We start from the raw sequence: 18,976 nt of genomic DNA, 5'->3' as shown, positions 1-18,976 counted from the left end.
CCTTAGAGTTCGAGAATCATCTTGGCGATGATGTTCTTCTGGATTTCAGTGGAGCCGCCGTAAACCGAGGCTTTGCGCATATCCAGGTACTGACAGGTCGACGAGTTGCTGAACTCGCTGTGCAGCAGCTCTCCTTCATAGTCGTAGCCCAACTCCTCCTTGAGGAACGGGTTGGCATAGGCCCCGACCGCCTTGCTCAGCAAATAAGTAATCGCCTGGCGGATCTCGGTGCCCTTGATCTTCAGGATCGAGCTTTCCGAACCCGGCACTCCGCCGTCACGGGCAGAGGCAAGGATGCGCAGGTTGCTCATGCCGATGGCCATCAACTGGATTTCCACGTCGGCGATCTGCGCCCGGAACTGCGGGTCTTCAAGCAACGGCTTGCCGTTGCGTTGTTCAGTACGTGCGACCTGCTTGAGACGCGTGAGCATGGCCTTGGCGATGCCGATCCCGGCGATCGTCGTACGTTCGTGGGTCAACAGGTACTTGGCGCAGGTCCAGCCCTCGTTTTCACGGCCGACCAGGTTGCTGACCGGTACGCGCACGTTATCGAGGAACACTTCGTTGACGTAGTGACCGCCGTCCAGGGTGATGATCGGCCGTACGGTGATACCAGGGGTCTTCATGTCGATCAGCAGGAAAGAGATGCCCCGCTGCTGCTGCGCTTCGGCATCGGTGCGCACCAGGCAGAACATCCAGTCCGCCATGTGTCCGGTGGAGGTCCAGGTCTTCTGCCCATTGACCACGTACTCGTCGCCTTCACGCACCGCGCGGGTGCGCAGGCTCGCCAGGTCGGAACCGGCACCCGGCTCGGAATAGCCCTGGCACCACCAATCGTCGCAGTTGAGAATGCGCGGCAGGTAATGCGCCTTTTGCGCTTCGGTGCCGAACTTGATGATCACCGGCCCGACCATGTTCACGCCGAACGGCACGATTCGTGGGGCGCCGGCAACCGCGCACTCTTCATCGAAGATGTGCTTGTGCACGGCACTCCAGCCTGTGCCGCCGTGCTCCACCGGCCAGCTTGCCGCCAGCCAGCCTTTTTCGTTCAAGGTGCGCATCCACAGCACCTGGTCGGCTTTGCACACCGACTTGCCCTGATTGATCCTGGCCGCGATGTCTTGCGGCAGGTGAGCCTTGAGAAACGCCCGGACTTCCTCGCGAAATGCCACTTCCTCAGGATTGAAATGAATATCCATCTGCTACCTCAATGGTGAGTCGCCAGCCTGTGGCCGGTCTTGTTTGGGGACCGCATGCACAACCCACTCACTGGTCGAAAAGAATGACCGAGCGTGCCAGCTCACCACGGCGCAGTTCGTCGAAGGCCTCGTTGATCTGTTCCAGCTTGATGCGCTGCGAGATCATTTCGTCGAGCTTGAGCCGGCCCTGCATGTAGAAGTCGGTCAGGCGCGGCAAGTCCACCGGGAAGCGGTTGGAGCCCATGAACGAGCCCTGGATACGCCGCTCGTGCAGCATGGCCATCGGGTCCAGCTCCAGTTTTACCCCGGGCTTGATCATGCCGATGATCGTCGCGGTGCCGCCGCGGGCCAGCATGCCGAAAGCCTGCTCGGCGGTTTGCTTGAGGCCGATGCACTCGAACGCGTGATGCACGCCGCCTCGGGTCAACTCCAGGACTTGCGCGACGGCGCTGCCGTCCTTGGCGTTGACCACATCGGTGGCGCCAAACTGCTTGGCCAGTTCCAGCTTCGAATCCAGCATGTCGATGGCAATGATCCGCCCGGCACCGGCCAGCGCCGCGCCGTTGATGGTCGACAGGCCGATACCGCCGCAGCCGATCACCGCCACCGTTTCACCCGGACGCACCTTGGCGGTATTGAACACCGCACCAGTGCCGGTGGTGACCGCGCAACCGAGCAGCGCCGCGCGGTCGAGTGGCATGTCACGACGAATCGCTACCAGCGCGTTTTCGTGCACCAGCATCTGCTCGGCATAGGCCGACAGGTTGATGAACTGGGTCATCGGTTTCTGGACGTAGGTCAGTCGCGACTCTTCATCCGCGCGACGCTTGGTGTCCGGTGACACGCACAACGACAGGTGCCCGGTGACGCAATGCTCGCAGTGGCCGCAATAGGCCGACAGGCACGTCACCACGTGATCGCCCGGCTTGACCGTGCGCACCTCTGAGCCAACTTGTTCGACAATGCCGGACGCTTCGTGACCCAGCACCACCGGCATCGGGTATGGGTAGGCACCATCGACAAAGTGCAGGTCGGAGTGGCAAACGCCCACCGCAACGGTGCGCACCAGCACTTCCCGTGGACCGGGTTTGCTGATACCGACTTCTTCAATGGTCATTGGCGAGCCAGGGGCGTGCAGAACGGCAGCTTTCATATTGTTATTCTCTTGTTAAGCAAGATGTGGAGGACGAAGGCGCACGCAGCCAGCGCGTGCGCTATGCCGGTGGGTATCTCAGCGCTTGATCATCGAACCGAGGAACTGGCGTACCTGTTCGCTGTACGGCGGGCGCATCGCATCCGGTCCGTCGACCGAGCGCAGCACCGATTTACCGTGGCTGAAGGTGCGGAAACCGTCGATCCCGTGGTAGCAACCCATGCCGCTGTTGCCGACTCCACCGAAAGGCAAGGTCTCGACGCCACCGTGGCGCAACACGTCATTGAGGGTGACCCCGCCGGACGTGGTGCGATTGAGCACGAACGACTCCTCCCCGGCATCGTTGCCGAAGTAGTACAAGCCCAGCGGACGCGGGTGCGAGTTGATGTAGCTGACCACTTCGGCGAAAGACTGGTAGGTTTTGAACGGCAACAGCGGACCGAAGATTTCGTCCTGCATCACCTGCAATTCGTCACCGGGATTGCGCAACAGGCTCGGCGCCATTTTATGGTGTGGCTGAGCGCTGAAATCTTCATCGGCCGGGTTCAGTTCGATCAGTTCGACGCCGGCGTTGCGCGCCTCATTCAGGTAACCGTGCAGGCGCTCGAAGTGACGGGCGTTGATCAGCGAGGTGTAGTCGGGGTTTTCCAGCAGAGTCGGGTACAACGTGGCGACCACTTCGCGAGCCGCTGCAACAAACGCTGCTTGTTGCTCCTCGGGGACGAACACATAGTCCGGCGCCAGGCAGATCTGCCCAGCGTTGTGCAACTTGCCGGTGAGGATTTTAGTGACCGCGACTTTAAGGTCGGCGGTGCGCGAAATGATGGTCGGCGACTTGCCGCCCAGTTCCAGGGTCACCGGCACCAGGTTCTCGGCAGCAGCGCGCATGACGTGCTTGCCGATGCTGCTGGCGCCAGTGAACAACAGATGGTCGAACGGTTGCTGGCTGAACGCATGGCCGATGTCCGGGCCACCGGTGATGATCGCGACTTCGTCCTCGGCATAGACCTCGCGGAAGATCCGCGCCAGCAAGGCGGAGGTTTTCGGGTTGTATTCAGACACCTTGATCATCACTCGGTTGCCTGCCGCCAGAGCCCCCGCCAGACCATTGAAGACCATGTTGCCGGGGAAATTCCAGGCGGTGAGAATGCCCACCACGCCCAGTGGCTGATACTGCACCCAGGCCTCGCCACGGTCGGTGGCCCTGTGGTCAGGCTGCATCCATTCGGCAATTTTCGCCTTGGTATACTTCAACGACGCCAATGGCCCCAGGACATCGACCATGCGCGAGAAGTCATGGCTGCGATGACCGAAGTCCGCCGACAGGGCTTCGATGATTTCATGCTGATAGTCGACCAGCAGGCCGATGGCCCGGTCGATCAGTTCGCAGCGCTGTTCGGCCGTCCATGGCTCACTGGCGAGGAACGCGGCACGTTGCTTGTCCAGGATCACGCGAATATCGGCGGCATTCAGATTTTCGTTGGCACTCATGGTGTTCGGACTTCCATGCAAGGGTTGGCGGTCGGGGAGCTGCCAATCCGGTGTCGGCCCGTTACACTGGCGGGCTCGAACCATGAATCGGGTGTCGCTCATGACAGGCGATACTAGAAAGGGCCGCACCGGCGCGACGACAACCAAAGGTAGGATGCATGGAAGGTTTCGAACGTAGTTCCAACGAACCAGCCCAGGGAGTAAAGCCGCCCATTCGTGCGGGTAAATTCCTGGCGCCGGCCAGCCTGCCGGGTCAATTGGAACGTTCGCCTTTGCTTGCCCAACTGCAACCGCGCGATGGCTTGCGGCTGATCCTGATCAGTGCCTGCCCCGGCTACGGCAAGACCACGCTGTTGCAGCAGTACCGCGAACGGTGCCTGGCCGAAGGCCGACGGGTGTTGTGGTGCAACCTCGATGTCCTGGACAACGATCCGCAGCGCTTGAGTCAGGTGTTGCTCAGCGGCTTGCGCGATATCGACCTGATCGATGCCGGCGATAACCCCGTTGCGCACAGTAGTCCCGCGCAATGGGAGGATTGGTTGTTTGAGCGCATCGCCGCTTGCAATGAGACGTTCACCCTGCTGATGGACGAGTTTGAAGTCATCGATCAGTCGCCGGCCCTCGAATTTATCCAGCGCCTGCTCAAGGCGTTGCCGATGGGTGTGACGCTGGCCATCGCTTCGCGCACGACCCCGGATATCAATCTGGGCCGCTTGCGCGCGCGTGGCGAACTGTTGGAAATCAATACCGAATCGCTGGCCCTGAGCCTCGACGAGACTGCAACCTACATCTTGCAAAAGCGCCAGTTGCCTTTGGACCTGAGCGATATCGAGAGCCTGCACGAGCGCACCGAAGGCTGGGTTACCGGGGTTTACCTGGCCAGCCTGTCGCTGCAAAGACACAGCGACCCGGCCGCGTTCATTGGCTCATTCAACGGTTCCAACCCGGCGCTGGCGGAGTACTTCGCCGAAGACGTGCTGGCCCGGCAGACCGCGCAATGCCAGCAATTCCTGTTGCAGACCAGCGTCTTGTCACGATTGTGTCCGGCCTTGTGCGATGCCGTCACGGGGCACAGCGATAGCCAGGCCATGATCGAGGCACTGGAGCGGGCCAATCTGTTCGTGATTGCAATGGACGACCAGCGCCAATGGTTTCGCTATCACCCGCTGTTCGCCGACTTCCTCCTGCAAACCCTCAAGCGACACCCGGAGCAGTTCGAGCAGCAGCATCAACAGGCTTCGGGCTGGTATTTCGCCAATGCCCAGCCGGTCGAGGCCCTTGAGCACCTGTTTGCTGCGCACGCCGTCGACGATGCCGCCACGCAACTGGTATTGCACATCGACGAGTTGGTGGAAAACGGCCATGCCAGCCTGCTGATGCGCTGGCTCTCGCGCATTCCGGTGCAGATACGCGATTTGCATCCCCGGCTGGGCATTGCCTATGCGTGGGCACTGCTGCATGCGCGTCGTCACAAGGATGCCTTGCACGTACTGGAAAACCCGGCGTTGGCGGGAGAACACCACTACGTTCATCCGCTGTTGCTGCTGATCGGCGACCGCGTCGATGAAGCCCTGGTAGCCGCCACCGAGTTGCTGTTGCAGCTCGGCCCTCAGGACAAAATGCAGTATCGGGTCACGGCTTTTGTAGAAATCAGCTCGCTGTTCTATACCGGCCGCTTCGACGAAGCGCGGAAAAAACTTGCCAGCGCCGGAATCCGCGAGGCACAACAAGAGTCGGCCTACCTGCGCGACGTCACCGATGCGCTGGAAGCGATGCTCGACCTGACTCAAGGGCAACTCGACAGCGCCCTGACCCGCGCGGAGACGGCCATGCGCCGCAGCCGCGAGACATTGGCGGGTACGCCACCGGTAGGTTATCCGGTTTTGCAGACCATTCATTGCGTGGTGCTCTACGAAACGGACGCGGTGGACGAAGCACGGCGACGTCTCACTGAGCTGCTGCCCTATGCCAGGGAGCACGCGGCACCGGACTCGCTGATCAGCACCCATGTGCTATTGGCTCGCCTCGCCTACCTGCACGCCGACCGCCCGGCCTGGATGCGTTACCTGGCGGATCTCGATCAACTGGGCCAAGTGTCCGGTTCTACCCGCATCCTCTGCTCCGCCTGGCTGGAGCGAGCGCGTGTCGCCACCCTGGAAAAACGGCTGGACACCGCCGATCACGCGATGCGCGCCGCCGAGCAACTGAGCGACTGGGAGCAACCGGGCGTGACATTGAGCGCCAACGACGTCGACACGCCCTTCATCGCTCGCCAGCGCCTACGTATCGCGCAAGGTGAACAAGGTTGCGTCGAACCGCTGCGTCAGGCCATGGATCAGGCGCTGCAACAACATCAGCATCGCCGGGCTTTGAAACTGCGTTTACTGCTGATCCTCGCACTCGATGGTGCGAAGCAGCACAAAGAAGCCCTGGAACACCTGACGGCGGCTTTGCGCTTTGCCAGCCACGTCGGGTTTGTCCGCACCTTCCTCGATGAAGGCGCGCCGCTGGCAGCGGTGCTGGAGCGCTGGTCGGTGACGTTCCACGGCCAGGAGCAAGCGTTGGGCATTCACGCAGGATTCAGCGCCCGGTTGCTGCGTGGTGAGAGCAGCAGCAAGAAGGCCGAACCCAAGCGCGAAGACGAGGCACCGACCAATCTCTCGATCCGTGAATTGCAGGTGGTGCGCTTGTTGGCGCTGGGTTACCGCAACCGCGAAATCGCGGAAAAAATGTTCCTCTCGGAACTGACGGTGAAATCACACTTGCGCAAGATCAACAGCAAACTCGGTGCCGGCGGCCGCACCGAGGCGGTGTCCATTGCAAGGGCTCAGGGTCTACTGGACTGAACGAGCCCGCTCCTACAAGCTCCGTGTTGACGACAGTGCGTTTTCAATGAAGGCCAGCATCTGCGTGTGCACCAACTCCAGGTCGACGGCCGAAGGGTTCAGCAGCACCTGCAACATCATGCCGCGCAACGTTCCAAGGAATAGCAGCGCGCCCATCAGCGGGTCCACATCCGCGCGGATTTCGCCGCTGTCGATCCCCTGGCGGATATAGCGCGCCAGATGCTTTTGCACCGAAGAATTGTACTCGGCAAGGATTTCCACCGTTTCCGAATCCTGGGTCACGGCTTCGGCCATCAGCGTCAGCAATGCGCGGGTATTGACCCAGTCGCCGTCAGGGCGCGCCAGGTATACGCTGACAAAGCCCTTGAGTGCGTCCATCCCCGGGCGCCATTGCGGTGACCGGGCTTGCACCAGCTCCATGAAGGTTGCATTGACGAAACCCGCCAGGGCACGCAGCAGACCGGCCTTGTTGCCGAAGTGATGCGTCGCCAGGCCACGGCTGTAGCCCGCCTCCTCGCCCACCTCCGATAGCGTCATGCCGACCCAGCCCTTGCGTGCGACGATCTGCCGGGCAGCGATCAACAGACGTTGTTCGGCCTCGGCGCGCCGCTCCAGCTGAGTGCGCCGCGAAGTCGACTGGGAGGTTTTTTCAACGGGTTCCATCGAGCAATTCCTTAGTGTCCTGTAAAAACCGGCGTGCGACGTTCAGCCATGGCGCGAGTGCCTTCGGCAAAATCGGCGCTGACGATCTGCCACTCCTGCTCGGACGCCTCGCGGTCGATGATCCGGTCAACCGCATCGGCCAGCCCCATGCGCAGGGTTTCCCGACTGGACATGACCGCGCCGGGTGCAGACGCGGCGATCTCCTCGGCCAACTCACGGGCTTTGTGGCGCTCCGTGCCCGGTTCTGCCAGTACATCCGCCAAACCGATACGCACCGCTTCACGGCCATCGATGCGCCGTCCGGTGGCGATCAGTAGCGAGGCCATTTGCGGGCCGACCAAACGCGGCATGGTAACCGAAATCCCGAAGCCCTGATGAATCCCCAGCCGGTTGAAATTGGCCGAAAACCGCGCTTTTTCACTGGTCACCCGAAAGTCCGCGACCAGCGCCAAGCCCAGGCCGCCACCAATCGCGGCACCTTCCACCACACAGATCAGCGGCTTGCGATTGCGAAACAGGCGCACCGCAGATTTATAGACACGGCGCGGAAATTGCGGGTCGTGCTGATCGGCACCAGAGAAGTCGGCACCGGCACAAAACACCTTGCCTTCAGCCTGCAGGATGACCACGCGGCACTGCGGCAAGTCATCGAGGTATTGCAGTGCGTCAGCCAGGTCTTTGATCAGTTCGGCATCAAAGAAATTCAGCGGCGGACGACTGAAAACGAGGGTCGCGACATGGCCTTCAAGGCCCAGCGCAAGGCCGCGGCCGGGGGAAAAACAGGTGTGGGTCGACATGGTAGCTCCGGGGCTTTGGCGTTTTTCAAGAGTGGCAGCGGCTTGATCCGTTGCCAAGGTTGCTGGTAGCTTATTTACTTGTTGGGCGTTCAGCAAGTTAGAAAAACAACTCAATCACCCACTCTTCACATGAGCAAATGCCATGCAGGCACTCGATATCCGCCCCTGTCAATTGGACCCCAAGACCCAGGCTTTACGGGCCGAAGTGCGCGAATTCGTCGCCGAGGCATTAAAGGACTACCCGGCCCACGAACGTGCGAAAAACTGGAACGGCGCCGACCCGCAATTCAGCCGCAAGCTGGGCGAGCGCGGCTGGCTGGGCATGACCTGGCCCAAGCGCTACGGCGGACACGAGCGCAGCGCCCTGGAACGCTACGTCGTGCTCGAAGAACTGCTGGCCGCTGGCGCACCGGTCAATGCGCACTGGATCGCCGAGCGTCAATCCGGCCCGCTGCTGATGAAATTCTCTCCCGATGTACTTGCGCCACGGTTGATGCCAGCCATCGCACGCGGTGAGCTGCTGTTCTGCATTGGCATGAGCGAGCCGAATGTCGGTTCTGACCTGGCGTCGGTGCAGACCCGCGCGGTGCAGACCGAGGGCGGCTGGATCGTCAATGGCAGCAAGGTCTGGACCACCGGCGCCCACCGCTGCCACTACATGGTCACCCTGCTGCGCACCGGGCCGAAGGACGCCAGCAACCGCCACGCCGGTCTGTCGCAACTGTTGATCGACATGCACGCCACTGGCGTCACGGTACGCCCGATCTACAACATGCTCGGCGAGCACGACTTCAATGAAGTGTTCCTCGACGACGTGTTCGTTCCCGACGACTTTGTCATCGGCCAGCCCGGTGATGGCTGGAAGCAAGTCGGCGCGGAACTGGCACTGGAACGCAGCGGCCCGGAACGCTACTTGAGCAGCACCCAGTTGTACCTGGAAATGCTCGACGCTGCTGACCCACAGAACGCTCGTCACAGTGTCAGCCTCGGTCGCGTTGCCGCCCGCTACGCAGTGCTGCGCCAGATGTCCCTGGGTGTCGCCGGCATGCTCGCGCGCGGCGACAACCCGGCAACCCCGGCAGCGCTGGTCAAGGATCAAGGCGCCCTGCTCGAACAATCCCTGCCTGACCTCGCCCACGACCTGTTTGGCGGCACCCGCGAGCCCGGTTCCCCACTCGACCAGGTGATGCGTTACCTGACCCAGACCGCCCCGTCGTTTTCCCTGCGTGGCGGCACCCGCGAAATTCTTCGCGGCATCATTGCCAGAGGATTAGGACTGCGATGAACCAGGCCACCCACTATCAAGCGATGGACGACAGCGCGCCATCCGAATTGCAATCGATCATCGCCGACAGCGTCGAGCGCCTGTTCGCCGAACAGATCAGCCCTCAGTTGCTGGCACATTTCGATGCGGGTCATCGCGCGACAACCTTGTGGCAACAGGTGGTCGAGCAAGGTCTGCCCGGCGCCCTGATGGCCGAGGAAGCCGGCGGCAGTGCGGCCAGTTGGCTGGAAGCCAGCCCGGTGTTGCGCGCCGTTGGGTACTGGAGTGCACCGCTGCCGTTGAGCGAGACCATGCTCGCTTCGCTGTTGCTGGCACGCGCCGGCCTGGAGGTACCGGATGAGCCGATTACGCTGATTCAGGCCGGCCGTCTCGGTGACCTTACGTTGACCGCTGACGGCCAACTACACGGCCGTGCATTCAATGTGCCGTGGGCGCGCAGCAGTCAATGGGCGGTGGTAGCCGACGGCACTGGTCACGTGGCGTTGGTGGATCTGCGCCAGGCCACTGTCAGCCTGGAGGCCGGCAGTAATTTTGCTGGCGAGGAACGCGACAGCCTGCACTTCGTCAATGCTCGTGCTCACGCCATCGGCCACCTGCAGATAGCCGATGTGCAGGAGCCTGTCTGGCTGTTCGGCGCGCTGATCCGTGCCTGCATGCTGGTCGGTGCGCTGGAGTCGAGCCTGGACAAGGCCGTCAACTACGCGAACGAGCGTGCCCAGTTCGGCAAGGCAATCGGCAAATTCCAGGCGGTGCAGCAGCAACTGGCGCAAATGGCCGGCGCCATCGGTGCCGCGCGCATGGCGACGCAAGTCGCATTGCGCAGCGCTTGCGAGGCCCAGCAGGCCGAGGCAGGCGCGCGCAGCACGCTGGCGTTCGACGTAGCCGTGGCCAAAATCTGCGCTGGCGAGGCCGCGACCCTGGCCACGTCGGTGGCGCACCAGGTTCACGGGGCGATCGGCTTCACCCACGAACACACCCTGCATTTCACCACCCGCCGCTTGTGGTCGTGGCGCGATGAATTCGGCAGTGATTCCCAGTGGGCCGAAGTGCTTGGGCAGGCGGCAATTGCGGCTGGCGGCAAAGGCTTCTGGGCAGGTTTGACGCAACGCCAATTCTGACACCACAGGCATGAGCCCACAAAAAGGCTCATGCCCCTTCGTAAGGGTCTTTCGAATGTCGTTACCTGCTGTGTTATCCAACCGCCTGCGGCTACCGCTGGTTGCCGCACCGCTGTTCCTGGCTTCCACGCCCAGACTGGTAGAAGCGCAATGCCACGCCGGTATCGTCGGCTCCATGCCGGCACTCAACGCGCGCAGCGCCGAGATGCTCGACGACTGGCTGGCGCAGTTGAGCGAGCGCTTGTGCACTCCCCTCGCGGCGCCGTTTGCGATCAACCAGATTGTCAGTCGCTCCAACCGACGGCAGGAGCAGGACCTGGCGCTGCTGGTCAAGCACAAGGTACCGGTGGTGATCACCAGTGTCGGGGCCCCGGGGGAAGTGGTCGATGCCGTTCACGGTTACGGCGGCATTGTCTTTCACGACGTGATCAGCGTACGGCATGCCGAAAAAGCCGTTGCAGCCGGGGTCGATGGCATTGTCGCCGTGTGCGCGGGTGCCGGCGGCCACGGCGGCACATTAAATCCACTGGCGTTCGTCAACGAGATCCGCCGTTTCTACACCGGCACCGTATTGCTCTCCGGTGGCTTGACCACCGGCAAGGACCTGGTGGCCGCGCAGATCATGGGCGCTGACCTGGGTTACGTCGGCACGCGCTTTCTCGCCACACAAGAATGTGAAATCGACGAGGCCTACAAACAGATGCTGCTCGCGTCCAACGCCGATCAGATCGTCAACACCGCATTATTCAGTGGCCTGCGGGCCAACTACCTCAAGCAAAGCATCGCGCGTGCGGGGCTGGACCCGGACAACCTGCCGCCACCACCGGCGCAGGGCGGTACGGGCGGACACAAAGGCGCGAGGTTATGGAAAGACATCTGGGCTGCGGGCCAAGGCGTCGGGAACATCGATGACATTCCCACCGTGGCGCAATTGATTGCACGTTTCGAAGACGAGTACCACGCCGTGCGGTTGCCCGCACAGCGTGCTGCTGCGGTCTGATCGGGCCGGATTCAACTCACTTTGCGACCGGCCATTGATACAGCGCCGGTTCTTTGCGCAGGAACCGCGCGGTGGCTTGCTCGACATACGAGGAACTCATTGCCACGGCCTGGGCGCTGGCTTCGCAATCGAGTTGCGCCGCCAGATCGGTCTGGAAGGTCCGCGCCAACAGGCGTTTGGTCATGTCGAAGGCAATCATCGACAGGTTGCTCATACTGCGTGCCAATTCTTCTGCCCGCGCACGAAACTGCTCGGCGGGATGTACCTCCAGGGCGATGCCCAGGGTCAGGGCTTCCTGGGCGCTCACTTCACGCGCTGAGTAGATGATTTCCTTGGCTTTTTGCAGGCCAACGATGCGCGGCAAAAGATGCGACGCGCCCATGTCTGGAATCAGCCCGATACGCGCAAACGCCATGCAAAAGCGCGCCCGTTCCGAGGCGATCAGAAAGTCAGCGGCGAGTGCCAGGCTGAAACCGGCACCGAAGGCGACTCCGTCCACCGCAGCAATCACCGGCCGGCTGAAATCCGCCAAAGCGCCAAGCAACTGGTTGCAATGGTCCATGCGCTCGCGAATATCGCTGGCATCGACTCCGCCGCTCATCCTGCTGACGTCGCCGCCGGAGCAGAAATCCTTACCGCTTCCGATCAACAACAGTGCCTTGACCTCTGGGTTGCCACACAACTGATCGAGCGCTTCACGCAACTCCTCGGCCAATTGCCGATTGATCGCATTCTTGCGCTCGGGCCGCATCAAGGTCAGGGTCGCCAGGCCATCTGCTATGGATAAATCAATAGTATTGAACATGTGATCCCATTGAGTGAGCGCGGTCTTGAAGGTCGCACTTGAGCTCTTCGCTATTAGGATGGACTGCTGGCAACGGGTCCCGGGGAGAATTGGAAGCTATGCCAGCCAATGAAGTGCCATCCCACGGTAAGGATCGAACGCCTCGTGCAGTACTCCCTGAAACGGGGGGCAAGGCGTAATGCTGTTCAGTTAAGTGAGCGCAGTACTTTGTAGGAGCGAGCTTGCTCGCGATGGACGCTAACGATGACGCGTATTACCTGAATAAACGGGTGGGATAATCAACTGGCCTCGCACAAAGGCGCCAAGCGGTCTAGTGGCCTGGCGGATTATCCAGCATGGATTGATCGGCGCTTATTCCTCCCCACGCTCCACCAGATGATGATGCATTGCTCTCTCGGCACCCGCTGGGTCATTTGATTTGATAAAACCAAGAATGGTCCCGTGCTCCTTGAGCGTCATCTCGCGGCCTTTGAAACGCAACATGTCCTCGCGGTAGTCGGCCATCCACTCCAGGATTGCGTGAGAAATCGCAATGTAGATCGGGTTCCCGGAGATGCGTGCGATTTCGGCATGAAACTCCATGTCGGCGGGAATAAACTCATCGCTGTCTCGGTACTTGTGCATCTTCGCCAAGGCCGCTTCGAGCCTGACAACATCGGCGGGCGTGGCCTGCTGCGCGGCGATCTTGACCAGCCCGGTCTCAAAAAACTCGCGAGCCTGACGCAGGTGGTCGACGTTTTTCGCCGAGCTGGAAAGCAGATGGCGAGCGGCCAGGTCGATCTGGTTGATCATGGAGTGCATGTCCACACGCCCGACCTTGGCTCGTTCTCCGTGCTGAATGGTGATCATGCCCATGCCCGCCAGCCGCTGCATTGCCTCGCGGACCACTGGGCGACCCACGCCAAAGGTTTCCATCAGCTCGCGTTCCGCCGGCATTTGATCGCCGGGCTGCAGGTTTTCCTCTTGGATGAGTCCGATCAGTTGCTCAAAGACGATGTCAGAAAGCTTCTTGCGTTGAATAGTGCGTTTCTTGATCTCTGACATTAATCGACATCTCTATCGTGAAAGCGTAAATAGCGCCAACGTTAACGTGATTATAAGCCACTCTCAACATTACATTGGCAGTCCAGAACGAGCACGCCATAAGGCGCAATGACAGGCAGGCCGTAGCCAGGGCTGAATCTTCGGTGAATGAAGCCCGGATCGTTCTGTGCGCTGCTACAGGTATCGGCATCCAGGCGAGTGATGCCATCAATGCCCATCCCGGTCAACTCGATGGCCTGCTCACGGCCTGTCAGGTTGGCCACCCATACCTCAATCCCTTTCTCCTCTCGCCAGGCCAGCACGGAAACGGCCGCCGAAGAAGCGCCAATATCCAAGGCGGTTTTACCTCGGCCTCGGTTCAACCCTCGCAAGGCATGAAAGATCGGCCACAACTCGCCGGACTCTGCGACCGCAAAAGGCTGATTGACGGCCCACAGCGCGATGGCGTCGACGCCTGCACGCTGGACGGCGGCGTAGTGCGCCACCGTCCAGGCAGCCGCAAACTGGCCTCGCTGACGTGGGTCCTGGTCGCTGAGGGTCACACGCTCGCGGCGTGGATTGGGCGTCAGTTGGCCGCCGTACGGGTTACGCCAGGCACCGATGGCCGTGGTGGTCAGGCGATAGGGTTTGCCGTGGGCCAGTTGGCGCGCCGAGCGGGCGATATCGCCCAGTGATTGCAGGGACTCCATCACCGACAGGTCATCGGCTGCATGCACAATGGGCGAAGTCGCGTGGGTCAGATAATCGAATCGTTCGGCAGCCGGGCGACAGCGATTCAATTCAGTGAAGTAGGTTGGAACGCCGCCACCGATCAGGTAGCCAGGCAGCAGTTCGGCGGTGAGCGCGGCAATATCGTCGGGGGTTGGGCCGTTTGGCCACTGGCCGTTGGGCTGGTAACTCTCCAGATAGGCTGCCGGCGTGGCCAGAATGCCTCGCGGGACACAGGGCGCGGTTGCCAGCATCCGGGCCAGGTCGCGTATTTGTTTCTCTGGCGTCTGGTCACTGACAATCACCAACAACCAGGCCTCGGTCTGGGTACGCTGACACACCGATAAAGCGTCGCGCAGCTGTTCAAGACTGCCGGGTTGGCGAAGATCGACCAGCAACTCCAGGTGCGCACCACCGAGTTGCTCGATCAGCGTTTGAACGGCGTCCACGTCTTCCAGGTGGTTGACCCACAGACCATGGCCCAGTGCAGGCAACGGATGTGCGGATGTACCTTCGATGGCGATGCGGATGGTGCTCATGGCCGGTAGTCCTGATTGCGTAGCACGGTCAGTTCGATGCGCTGTTCGACGCGCTGACCTGCCTCAATGACGTACGGGCAAGGCAACGCCAGCGGCCGGTTATAAGTCTTGAACGAGGCATCGGACCAATTGCGCTGGTCCTCCATTTCAAACACATCGCCACTCAGGCGCCAGTCCAGCACCAGGCCGGGCGCAGGTGAATGCACCAGGCCGGCGATATCGAAAAAAGGCTGACTCGCACTGATCAGGTCAGGGAAGACGCCCTCTTCTTGCTGGTTATCGCTATGGATCACAGACACCGGTGCTCCGACGACTCCGTCGAGTGGGTGCAGCAGCATCAACCCGGCGCGGCAGGTGGAAAAATCCCGGCGCGCACTCAACTCGGCCTTGATCGATAGCCTGTCGCCACGGATGTCCATCTCCAATCGCCAGTCCAGCACCGGCTTGTCGTCGTTAGAAGCCACTATCCCCTCGACCTTCCTCCACCATTGTCGATGCTCCGAGCGGGTTTCCAGGTGTTGCTGGAGCAGGTGATGCGTCCCCCAGAATTCATCACGTATCACCAGGCCGACACTGCGCATGATCTCCCGTTGGTCGACACAAAAGCGCCGTAACTGCGCACCTTCGGCAACAAAGGTCAGGTCCAGCATCGCTACGTGCTGCCCCTCGGCTGGCGGCTGCGAAGTGCCGTAAAGACGGTAATCCTGGGCTTGCGATGAGCTCATCGACGAGATTCCTGCTCTGGTTATGGTTGGCATCAAGGTAGGACCCAATGCGCACAAGTTTAGGAAAAAGACTCTACCTTGAACTGGTATGATGATGATATATAGTGATGACTGAACCTCCTAACAAGTACAAAAAAATCGCCTTGAGGCGAGGAGATCTGCATGGGCTTGACTGTATCCGGTAAACCTTCGGGGTTTTCCCGAGGCGTCCCAGCTGTTGCGATAGTGGCTGTCGTGGCTGCAGCGCTGGTGGCCACGACGTTGATTGGCGGCCCGCTCGTCAGCCTGCGCCCCCTTGATCCGGCCACCGGCCGAGTCGTACTCAACACGGCGCAGAGCGCCAACGCCAAAGGGCTCAACCAGAAATTCGCGATCAACAGTTTTAATCCCGAGCAGTTTGTCGAGCAGCAATGGGCCAGCGACGTGCAACCGGTGCTGGACAAGGACGCCGTCGACCTGCCAACCGTGCTCGCTGCCATCGCCGCAAACCCTGCTGATGCAGCCACACGTTTCGCCGTTCCCCATCCAGGCGCGACAAAAAACTTCGTGGTCAGCGGCACCGCGCGCGTTGCCGAGGCCAACCTGAAGTCACCCTTGGGGCTGCTCACGCTGGAGTTCCCCGACAACCCTGAGCTGGTCGGGCAAAAGATTCAACTGCTGACCGGCCCGTTAGTCATCAGCACTGCACTGCGCGATGTCGCCAGCAATATGTCGTTGAACGCATTTACCAACCAGACCCAATACGCCGACGTGGCCGCCGCCCTCAACAAGCAAGCATTGGCCCGTGCCTACGGGCAGGTTCCGGCCGTCAGCCTGGCAGGCAAGACGGTCACGTTCAGTGGTGTGTTCAACCTGCAATCGCCCACCACAATCCGCATCGTGCCCGTCAGCCTGACGGTGGAGGAGTAGCCGATGAACGCGCACTCCCCCGCCCTTACGCTAGCCATGCGCCTGAGGCAGATACGCAAGGTGTACCAGGGCACTACCGCGCTCAAAGGCGTGGATTTTGATGTGGTGCATGGCAAGGTCAATGTGCTGATTGGCGAGAACGGCGCCGGCAAATCGACGTTGATGAAAATCCTCGCGGGGATCGAGCAGCCAACTTCCGGGCAGATGTTCGCCGGCGAACAGGCATTGACGCTGAACAGTCCCCGCGAAGCCATGGCCCGTGGCATCGGTATCGTGCATCAGGAGCTCAACCTGTGCCCGAACCTCAGCGTTGCCGAGAACATGTTCATCGGCAAAGAGCGACGCACCCGCTTTGGCCGGGTCTTGCACGGCGAGCAGCGCCAATTGGCGCACGCCACCCTGCAGCGCATGGGCCAAGACATCGACGTCGATGCGCTGGTGCAGGATCTGAGCATCGGTAAGCGGCAGATCGTCGAGATCGCCAAAGTGCTGGTAAGTGATGTGCGGGTGCTGATCCTCGACGAACCCACCTCTTCGCTGAGCGAAGCCGAGGTCGGTATTCTGTTTTCGCTGATCGCCGACCTCAAGCGTCAGGGCGTCTCGATCATCTACATCTCCCATCGCCTGGATGAACTGATCGAGATCGGCGACCACTTCACTGTCCTGCGCGACGGCCATCTGGTGGGCACTGGTGTGCGCGACACCGTCACCATCGACTGGCTGGTGGAACGCATGATCGGCAGCCAGATGAACAGCCAATTGCGCACTGGCACCGACCCTGCGGTGCATCAACTGGCACCTGTCGTACTACGGGTTTGCGACCTGGAAGTGGCGAGCGATCAAGGTTCGCTGTTATTGAACAAGGTTTCGTTCAGCATACGACGCGGCGAGATCGTCGCGTTCTATGGGCTGATGGGCGCAGGCCGCACCGAACTGTTCGAAACCCTGATCGGTCTGCGACGCGCCATCGGCGGACGCATCGAGATCAACGGCCAAACCCTGCCATTGGCGCAGGATATCGCCGGTCGCATACGCGCCGGTATTGCCCTGGTGCCCGAGGACCGGCAGAAGCTCGGGCTGGTTGCCAGCGCCAGCGTGCGCGACAACTTGTTGCTGGCCAATCTAACCCGCTACAGCCGCGCCGACGGTCTGGCTCGCCAGCCGATGGACGACGACGTGGCACGGATGATTCGCGAACTGCACATCAAGGCCGAGCATGCCGACGTCGCGATTTCTTCACTGTCCGGCGGCAACCAGCAGAAAGTCGTGGTGGGCAAGAACCTGCTTACAGAACCCCATGTGTTGCTGCTCGACGAGCCGACCCGCGGGATCGACATCAAGGCCCGGCGCGAGCTGTTCGAGGTGCTGGATAGCCTGGCGAAGAACGGCCTGACAATTCTCTATGCCTCCAGCGACCTGACCGAAATCATCGGTGGCGCAGACCGGGCACTGGTGATGTGTCAGGGCCGCATCACCGCCAATCTAACCCGCCAGCAACTGGACGAACCCACACTGGTGGGCTGGTCGCAAGTCTCGCGCAAGGACTCGACAGCCTTGGCGCCCACTGAAAAGGAAACTGCATGATGGCCGATTCTCTTTCCATGCCTGCCCGAAAATCTACCGCGTTGAACATGCGCTCCCTACCGTTGTTGCTGCTCCGACTGCGCGCCTACCTGGCGCTGGCGCTGCTGGTGGTGCTGTTCTCCTCCATTGCGCCGTCGTTCCTGTCGGCCCGTAACCTGGTCATCGTGACCGAGCAGGTGGCGGTGTTCGCAATCCTGGGTATCGGCATGACGTTCGTCATCCTTGCGGCCGGCATCGACCTGTCCGTTGGCGCAGTGGCGGGACTGGCCGCGATGGTCGCCGGCTACTTGATCACCGAGGGGCTGCGCCTGCCATGGCTGGGCGTCTCGGCGTTTTTCAGCATTCCGGTCGTGTGTATCCTGAGCCTTGCGCTGGGGACCCTGGTGGGCGCGGTCAACGGCTGGTTCATCACGCGCCTGAAAGTCACGCCGTTCATCATGACCCTGGGCATGCTGTACATGGCCCGTGGCGCGGCGCAGCTGGTGTCCGGTGGAGCCACGTATGGCGACCTCACGGGCCAGGCCGAACTGAACAACAGCGGTTTCCTGCTGCTGGGCACTGCGCGGCTGTTGTCAGTACCGGTGTCAATCTGGCTGATGATCCTGTTGACCCTGGTGGCCGTGTACATCAGCCGCAAGACCGTTTTTGGTCGCCAGGTGTTCGCCATTGGCGGCAACGAACGCACCGCCGAGCTGTCGGGTGTGCGGGTCAGTCGGGTGAAGATTGGCACCTACGCTATCTCCGGCTTCTGCGCCGCCCTGGCGGGGCTGATCATTGCCTCGCGCCTGGGCGCCGCCAACCCGGCCATCGCCACCTCCTACGAACTCAACGCTATCGCCGTGGTGGTGCTGGGCGGCGCCTCGCTGTTCGGGGGCGTAGGTACCATTGGCGGCACGATCATCGGTGCCTTTGTCCTCGGGGTGCTAAGCAACGGGATGGTACTGGTGGGTATTTCCGACTTCTGGCAGACCGTTATTACCGGCGCGGTGATCGTACTGGCCGTGGTGGTCGACCAATTGCAACGCCGTGTCGAAAAATCAAGCGCAGAACGCCAGGCCAAAGCCCAGGAAGACCGGGGTACGCCGAGCACCACTGCGTGACTTTCAATCA

Annotated in this window: 16 protein-coding genes; 7 read left to right on the top strand and 9 right to left on the bottom strand. The window is 61.3% G+C overall.

Translation table 11 applies throughout. The features are described 5' to 3' along the window. Positions 1–2 precede the first annotated feature (2 nt). The 3 genes from CKW24_RS20855 to CKW24_RS20845 form a co-directional block, all read right to left on the bottom strand. Positions 3–1,199 carry an acyl-CoA dehydrogenase family protein gene (locus CKW24_RS20855; protein ID WP_095170055.1) on the bottom strand — a complete coding sequence of 399 codons (1,197 nt, stop codon included), beginning with the start codon at positions 1,197–1,199 and terminating at the stop codon, positions 3–5. Between the two features lie 67 nt (positions 1,200–1,266). After that, positions 1,267–2,352, bottom strand: a complete 1,086-nt coding sequence (locus CKW24_RS20850) for a Zn-dependent alcohol dehydrogenase (RefSeq protein WP_095170054.1) — start codon at positions 2,350–2,352, stop codon at positions 1,267–1,269. 78 nt (positions 2,353–2,430) lie between these two features. Further along, positions 2,431–3,843, bottom strand: coding sequence for a coniferyl aldehyde dehydrogenase (locus tag CKW24_RS20845; RefSeq protein WP_095170053.1), 1,413 nt, complete (start codon positions 3,841–3,843; stop codon positions 2,431–2,433). 158 nt (positions 3,844–4,001) lie between these two features. On the opposite strand from CKW24_RS20845, the gene CKW24_RS20840 reads away from it, so the two are divergent. Beyond that, on the top strand, positions 4,002–6,689 hold the full coding sequence (locus CKW24_RS20840) for a LuxR C-terminal-related transcriptional regulator (protein WP_095170052.1): 2,688 nt from the start codon (positions 4,002–4,004) through the stop codon (positions 6,687–6,689). A 12-nt stretch (positions 6,690–6,701) separates the two neighbouring features. Here the strand turns inward: CKW24_RS20840 and CKW24_RS20835 are convergent, their stop codons facing one another. Continuing rightward, positions 6,702–7,352: a TetR/AcrR family transcriptional regulator gene (locus CKW24_RS20835; RefSeq protein WP_095170051.1), complete on the bottom strand. Its 651-nt coding sequence runs from the start codon at positions 7,350–7,352 to the stop codon at positions 6,702–6,704. An 11-nt stretch (positions 7,353–7,363) separates the two neighbouring features. Continuing rightward, positions 7,364–8,149: an enoyl-CoA hydratase/isomerase family protein gene (locus CKW24_RS20830; protein ID WP_095170050.1), complete on the bottom strand. Its 786-nt coding sequence runs from the start codon at positions 8,147–8,149 to the stop codon at positions 7,364–7,366. A gap of 142 nt (positions 8,150–8,291) precedes the next feature. Between CKW24_RS20830 and CKW24_RS20825 the strand changes: the two genes are divergently transcribed. From CKW24_RS20825 to CKW24_RS20815, 3 genes are read left to right on the top strand one after another with little or no spacing between them, the layout of a single operon-like run. After that, positions 8,292–9,434 (top strand): acyl-CoA dehydrogenase family protein, encoded by a 1,143-nt coding sequence (locus tag CKW24_RS20825; protein WP_095170049.1) that lies wholly within the window; start codon positions 8,292–8,294, stop codon positions 9,432–9,434. Further along, entirely contained in the window at positions 9,431–10,552 is a 1,122-nt protein-coding gene (locus CKW24_RS20820) for an acyl-CoA dehydrogenase family protein (protein WP_095170048.1), read from the top strand. Before CKW24_RS20825 ends, CKW24_RS20820 begins: the two co-directional genes overlap by 4 nt. A 55-nt stretch (positions 10,553–10,607) precedes the next feature. Next, a complete protein-coding gene (locus tag CKW24_RS20815) occupies positions 10,608–11,552 on the top strand; it encodes a nitronate monooxygenase family protein (RefSeq protein ID WP_095170047.1) in 945 nt (314 codons plus the stop codon). A 16-nt stretch (positions 11,553–11,568) separates the two neighbouring features. On the opposite strand, the gene CKW24_RS20810 is transcribed toward CKW24_RS20815, so the two are convergent. From CKW24_RS20810 to CKW24_RS20795, 4 genes are all read right to left on the bottom strand, one after another. Next, the gene (locus CKW24_RS20810) at positions 11,569–12,357 is read right to left on the bottom strand and encodes an enoyl-CoA hydratase/isomerase family protein (RefSeq protein ID WP_095170046.1); all 789 of its coding nucleotides are present in this window, start codon (positions 12,355–12,357) and stop codon (positions 11,569–11,571) included. 351 nt (positions 12,358–12,708) lie between these two features. Next, the gene (gene nanR, locus CKW24_RS20805) at positions 12,709–13,401 is read right to left on the bottom strand and encodes a transcriptional regulator NanR (protein ID WP_095170045.1); all 693 of its coding nucleotides are present in this window, start codon (positions 13,399–13,401) and stop codon (positions 12,709–12,711) included. A gap of 50 nt (positions 13,402–13,451) precedes the next feature. Then, complete coding sequence (locus tag CKW24_RS20800; protein WP_095170044.1) at positions 13,452–14,648, bottom strand: hypothetical protein; 1,197 nt, start codon at positions 14,646–14,648, stop codon at positions 13,452–13,454. Then, positions 14,645–15,373 (bottom strand): hypothetical protein, encoded by a 729-nt coding sequence (locus tag CKW24_RS20795; RefSeq protein ID WP_095170043.1) that lies wholly within the window; start codon positions 15,371–15,373, stop codon positions 14,645–14,647. Before CKW24_RS20795 ends, CKW24_RS20800 begins: the two co-directional genes overlap by 4 nt. A gap of 162 nt (positions 15,374–15,535) precedes the next feature. Between CKW24_RS20795 and CKW24_RS20790 the strand changes: the two genes are divergently transcribed. Genes CKW24_RS20790 through CKW24_RS20780 form a run of 3 tightly spaced genes read left to right on the top strand, consistent with a single transcriptional unit; the run spans position 15,536 to position 18,966 of the window. Next, positions 15,536–16,282 (top strand): DUF2291 family protein, encoded by a 747-nt coding sequence (locus tag CKW24_RS20790; RefSeq protein ID WP_095170042.1) that lies wholly within the window; start codon positions 15,536–15,538, stop codon positions 16,280–16,282. 3 nt (positions 16,283–16,285) lie between these two features. After that, positions 16,286–17,866: a sugar ABC transporter ATP-binding protein gene (locus CKW24_RS20785; RefSeq protein ID WP_095170041.1), complete on the top strand. Its 1,581-nt coding sequence runs from the start codon at positions 16,286–16,288 to the stop codon at positions 17,864–17,866. After that, the gene (locus CKW24_RS20780; RefSeq protein WP_177440686.1) at positions 17,866–18,966 is read left to right on the top strand and encodes an ABC transporter permease; all 1,101 of its coding nucleotides are present in this window, start codon (positions 17,866–17,868) and stop codon (positions 18,964–18,966) included. The genes CKW24_RS20785 and CKW24_RS20780 overlap by 1 nt, the downstream gene beginning before the upstream one ends. Positions 18,967–18,976: the final 10 nt, after the last annotated feature.

Origin of the sequence: Pseudomonas sp. Irchel 3H3, assembly GCF_900187635.1 — a bacterium.
Classification (GTDB): Bacteria; Pseudomonadota; Gammaproteobacteria; order Pseudomonadales; family Pseudomonadaceae; genus Aquipseudomonas.
The sequence above is the reverse complement of the archived record's forward strand: the minus strand, read 5'-3'. Positions and strand labels throughout refer to the sequence as shown.

What these genes read in the sequence shown, in the direction of transcription:
- CKW24_RS20855 (WP_095170055.1), bottom strand. Translation starts at nt 1,199, where the DNA reads ATGGATATTCATTTCAATCCTGAGGAAGTGGCATTTCGCGAGGAAGTC.
- CKW24_RS20850 (WP_095170054.1), bottom strand. Translation starts at nt 2,352, where the DNA reads ATGAAAGCTGCCGTTCTGCACGCCCCTGGCTCGCCAATGACCATTGAA.
- CKW24_RS20845 (WP_095170053.1), bottom strand. Translation starts at nt 3,843, where the DNA reads ATGAGTGCCAACGAAAATCTGAATGCCGCCGATATTCGCGTGATCCTG.
- CKW24_RS20840 (WP_095170052.1), top strand. Translation starts at nt 4,002, where the DNA reads ATGGAAGGTTTCGAACGTAGTTCCAACGAACCAGCCCAGGGAGTAAAG.
- CKW24_RS20835 (WP_095170051.1), bottom strand. Translation starts at nt 7,352, where the DNA reads ATGGAACCCGTTGAAAAAACCTCCCAGTCGACTTCGCGGCGCACTCAG.
- CKW24_RS20830 (WP_095170050.1), bottom strand. Translation starts at nt 8,149, where the DNA reads ATGTCGACCCACACCTGTTTTTCCCCCGGCCGCGGCCTTGCGCTGGGC.
- CKW24_RS20825 (WP_095170049.1), top strand. Translation starts at nt 8,292, where the DNA reads ATGCAGGCACTCGATATCCGCCCCTGTCAATTGGACCCCAAGACCCAG.
- CKW24_RS20820 (WP_095170048.1), top strand. Translation starts at nt 9,431, where the DNA reads ATGAACCAGGCCACCCACTATCAAGCGATGGACGACAGCGCGCCATCC.
- CKW24_RS20815 (WP_095170047.1), top strand. Translation starts at nt 10,608, where the DNA reads ATGTCGTTACCTGCTGTGTTATCCAACCGCCTGCGGCTACCGCTGGTT.
- CKW24_RS20810 (WP_095170046.1), bottom strand. Translation starts at nt 12,357, where the DNA reads ATGTTCAATACTATTGATTTATCCATAGCAGATGGCCTGGCGACCCTG.
- nanR (WP_095170045.1), bottom strand. Translation starts at nt 13,401, where the DNA reads ATGTCAGAGATCAAGAAACGCACTATTCAACGCAAGAAGCTTTCTGAC.
- CKW24_RS20800 (WP_095170044.1), bottom strand. Translation starts at nt 14,648, where the DNA reads ATGAGCACCATCCGCATCGCCATCGAAGGTACATCCGCACATCCGTTG.
- CKW24_RS20795 (WP_095170043.1), bottom strand. Translation starts at nt 15,373, where the DNA reads ATGAGCTCATCGCAAGCCCAGGATTACCGTCTTTACGGCACTTCGCAG.
- CKW24_RS20790 (WP_095170042.1), top strand. Translation starts at nt 15,536, where the DNA reads ATGGGCTTGACTGTATCCGGTAAACCTTCGGGGTTTTCCCGAGGCGTC.
- CKW24_RS20785 (WP_095170041.1), top strand. Translation starts at nt 16,286, where the DNA reads ATGAACGCGCACTCCCCCGCCCTTACGCTAGCCATGCGCCTGAGGCAG.
- CKW24_RS20780 (WP_177440686.1), top strand. Translation starts at nt 17,866, where the DNA reads ATGGCCGATTCTCTTTCCATGCCTGCCCGAAAATCTACCGCGTTGAAC.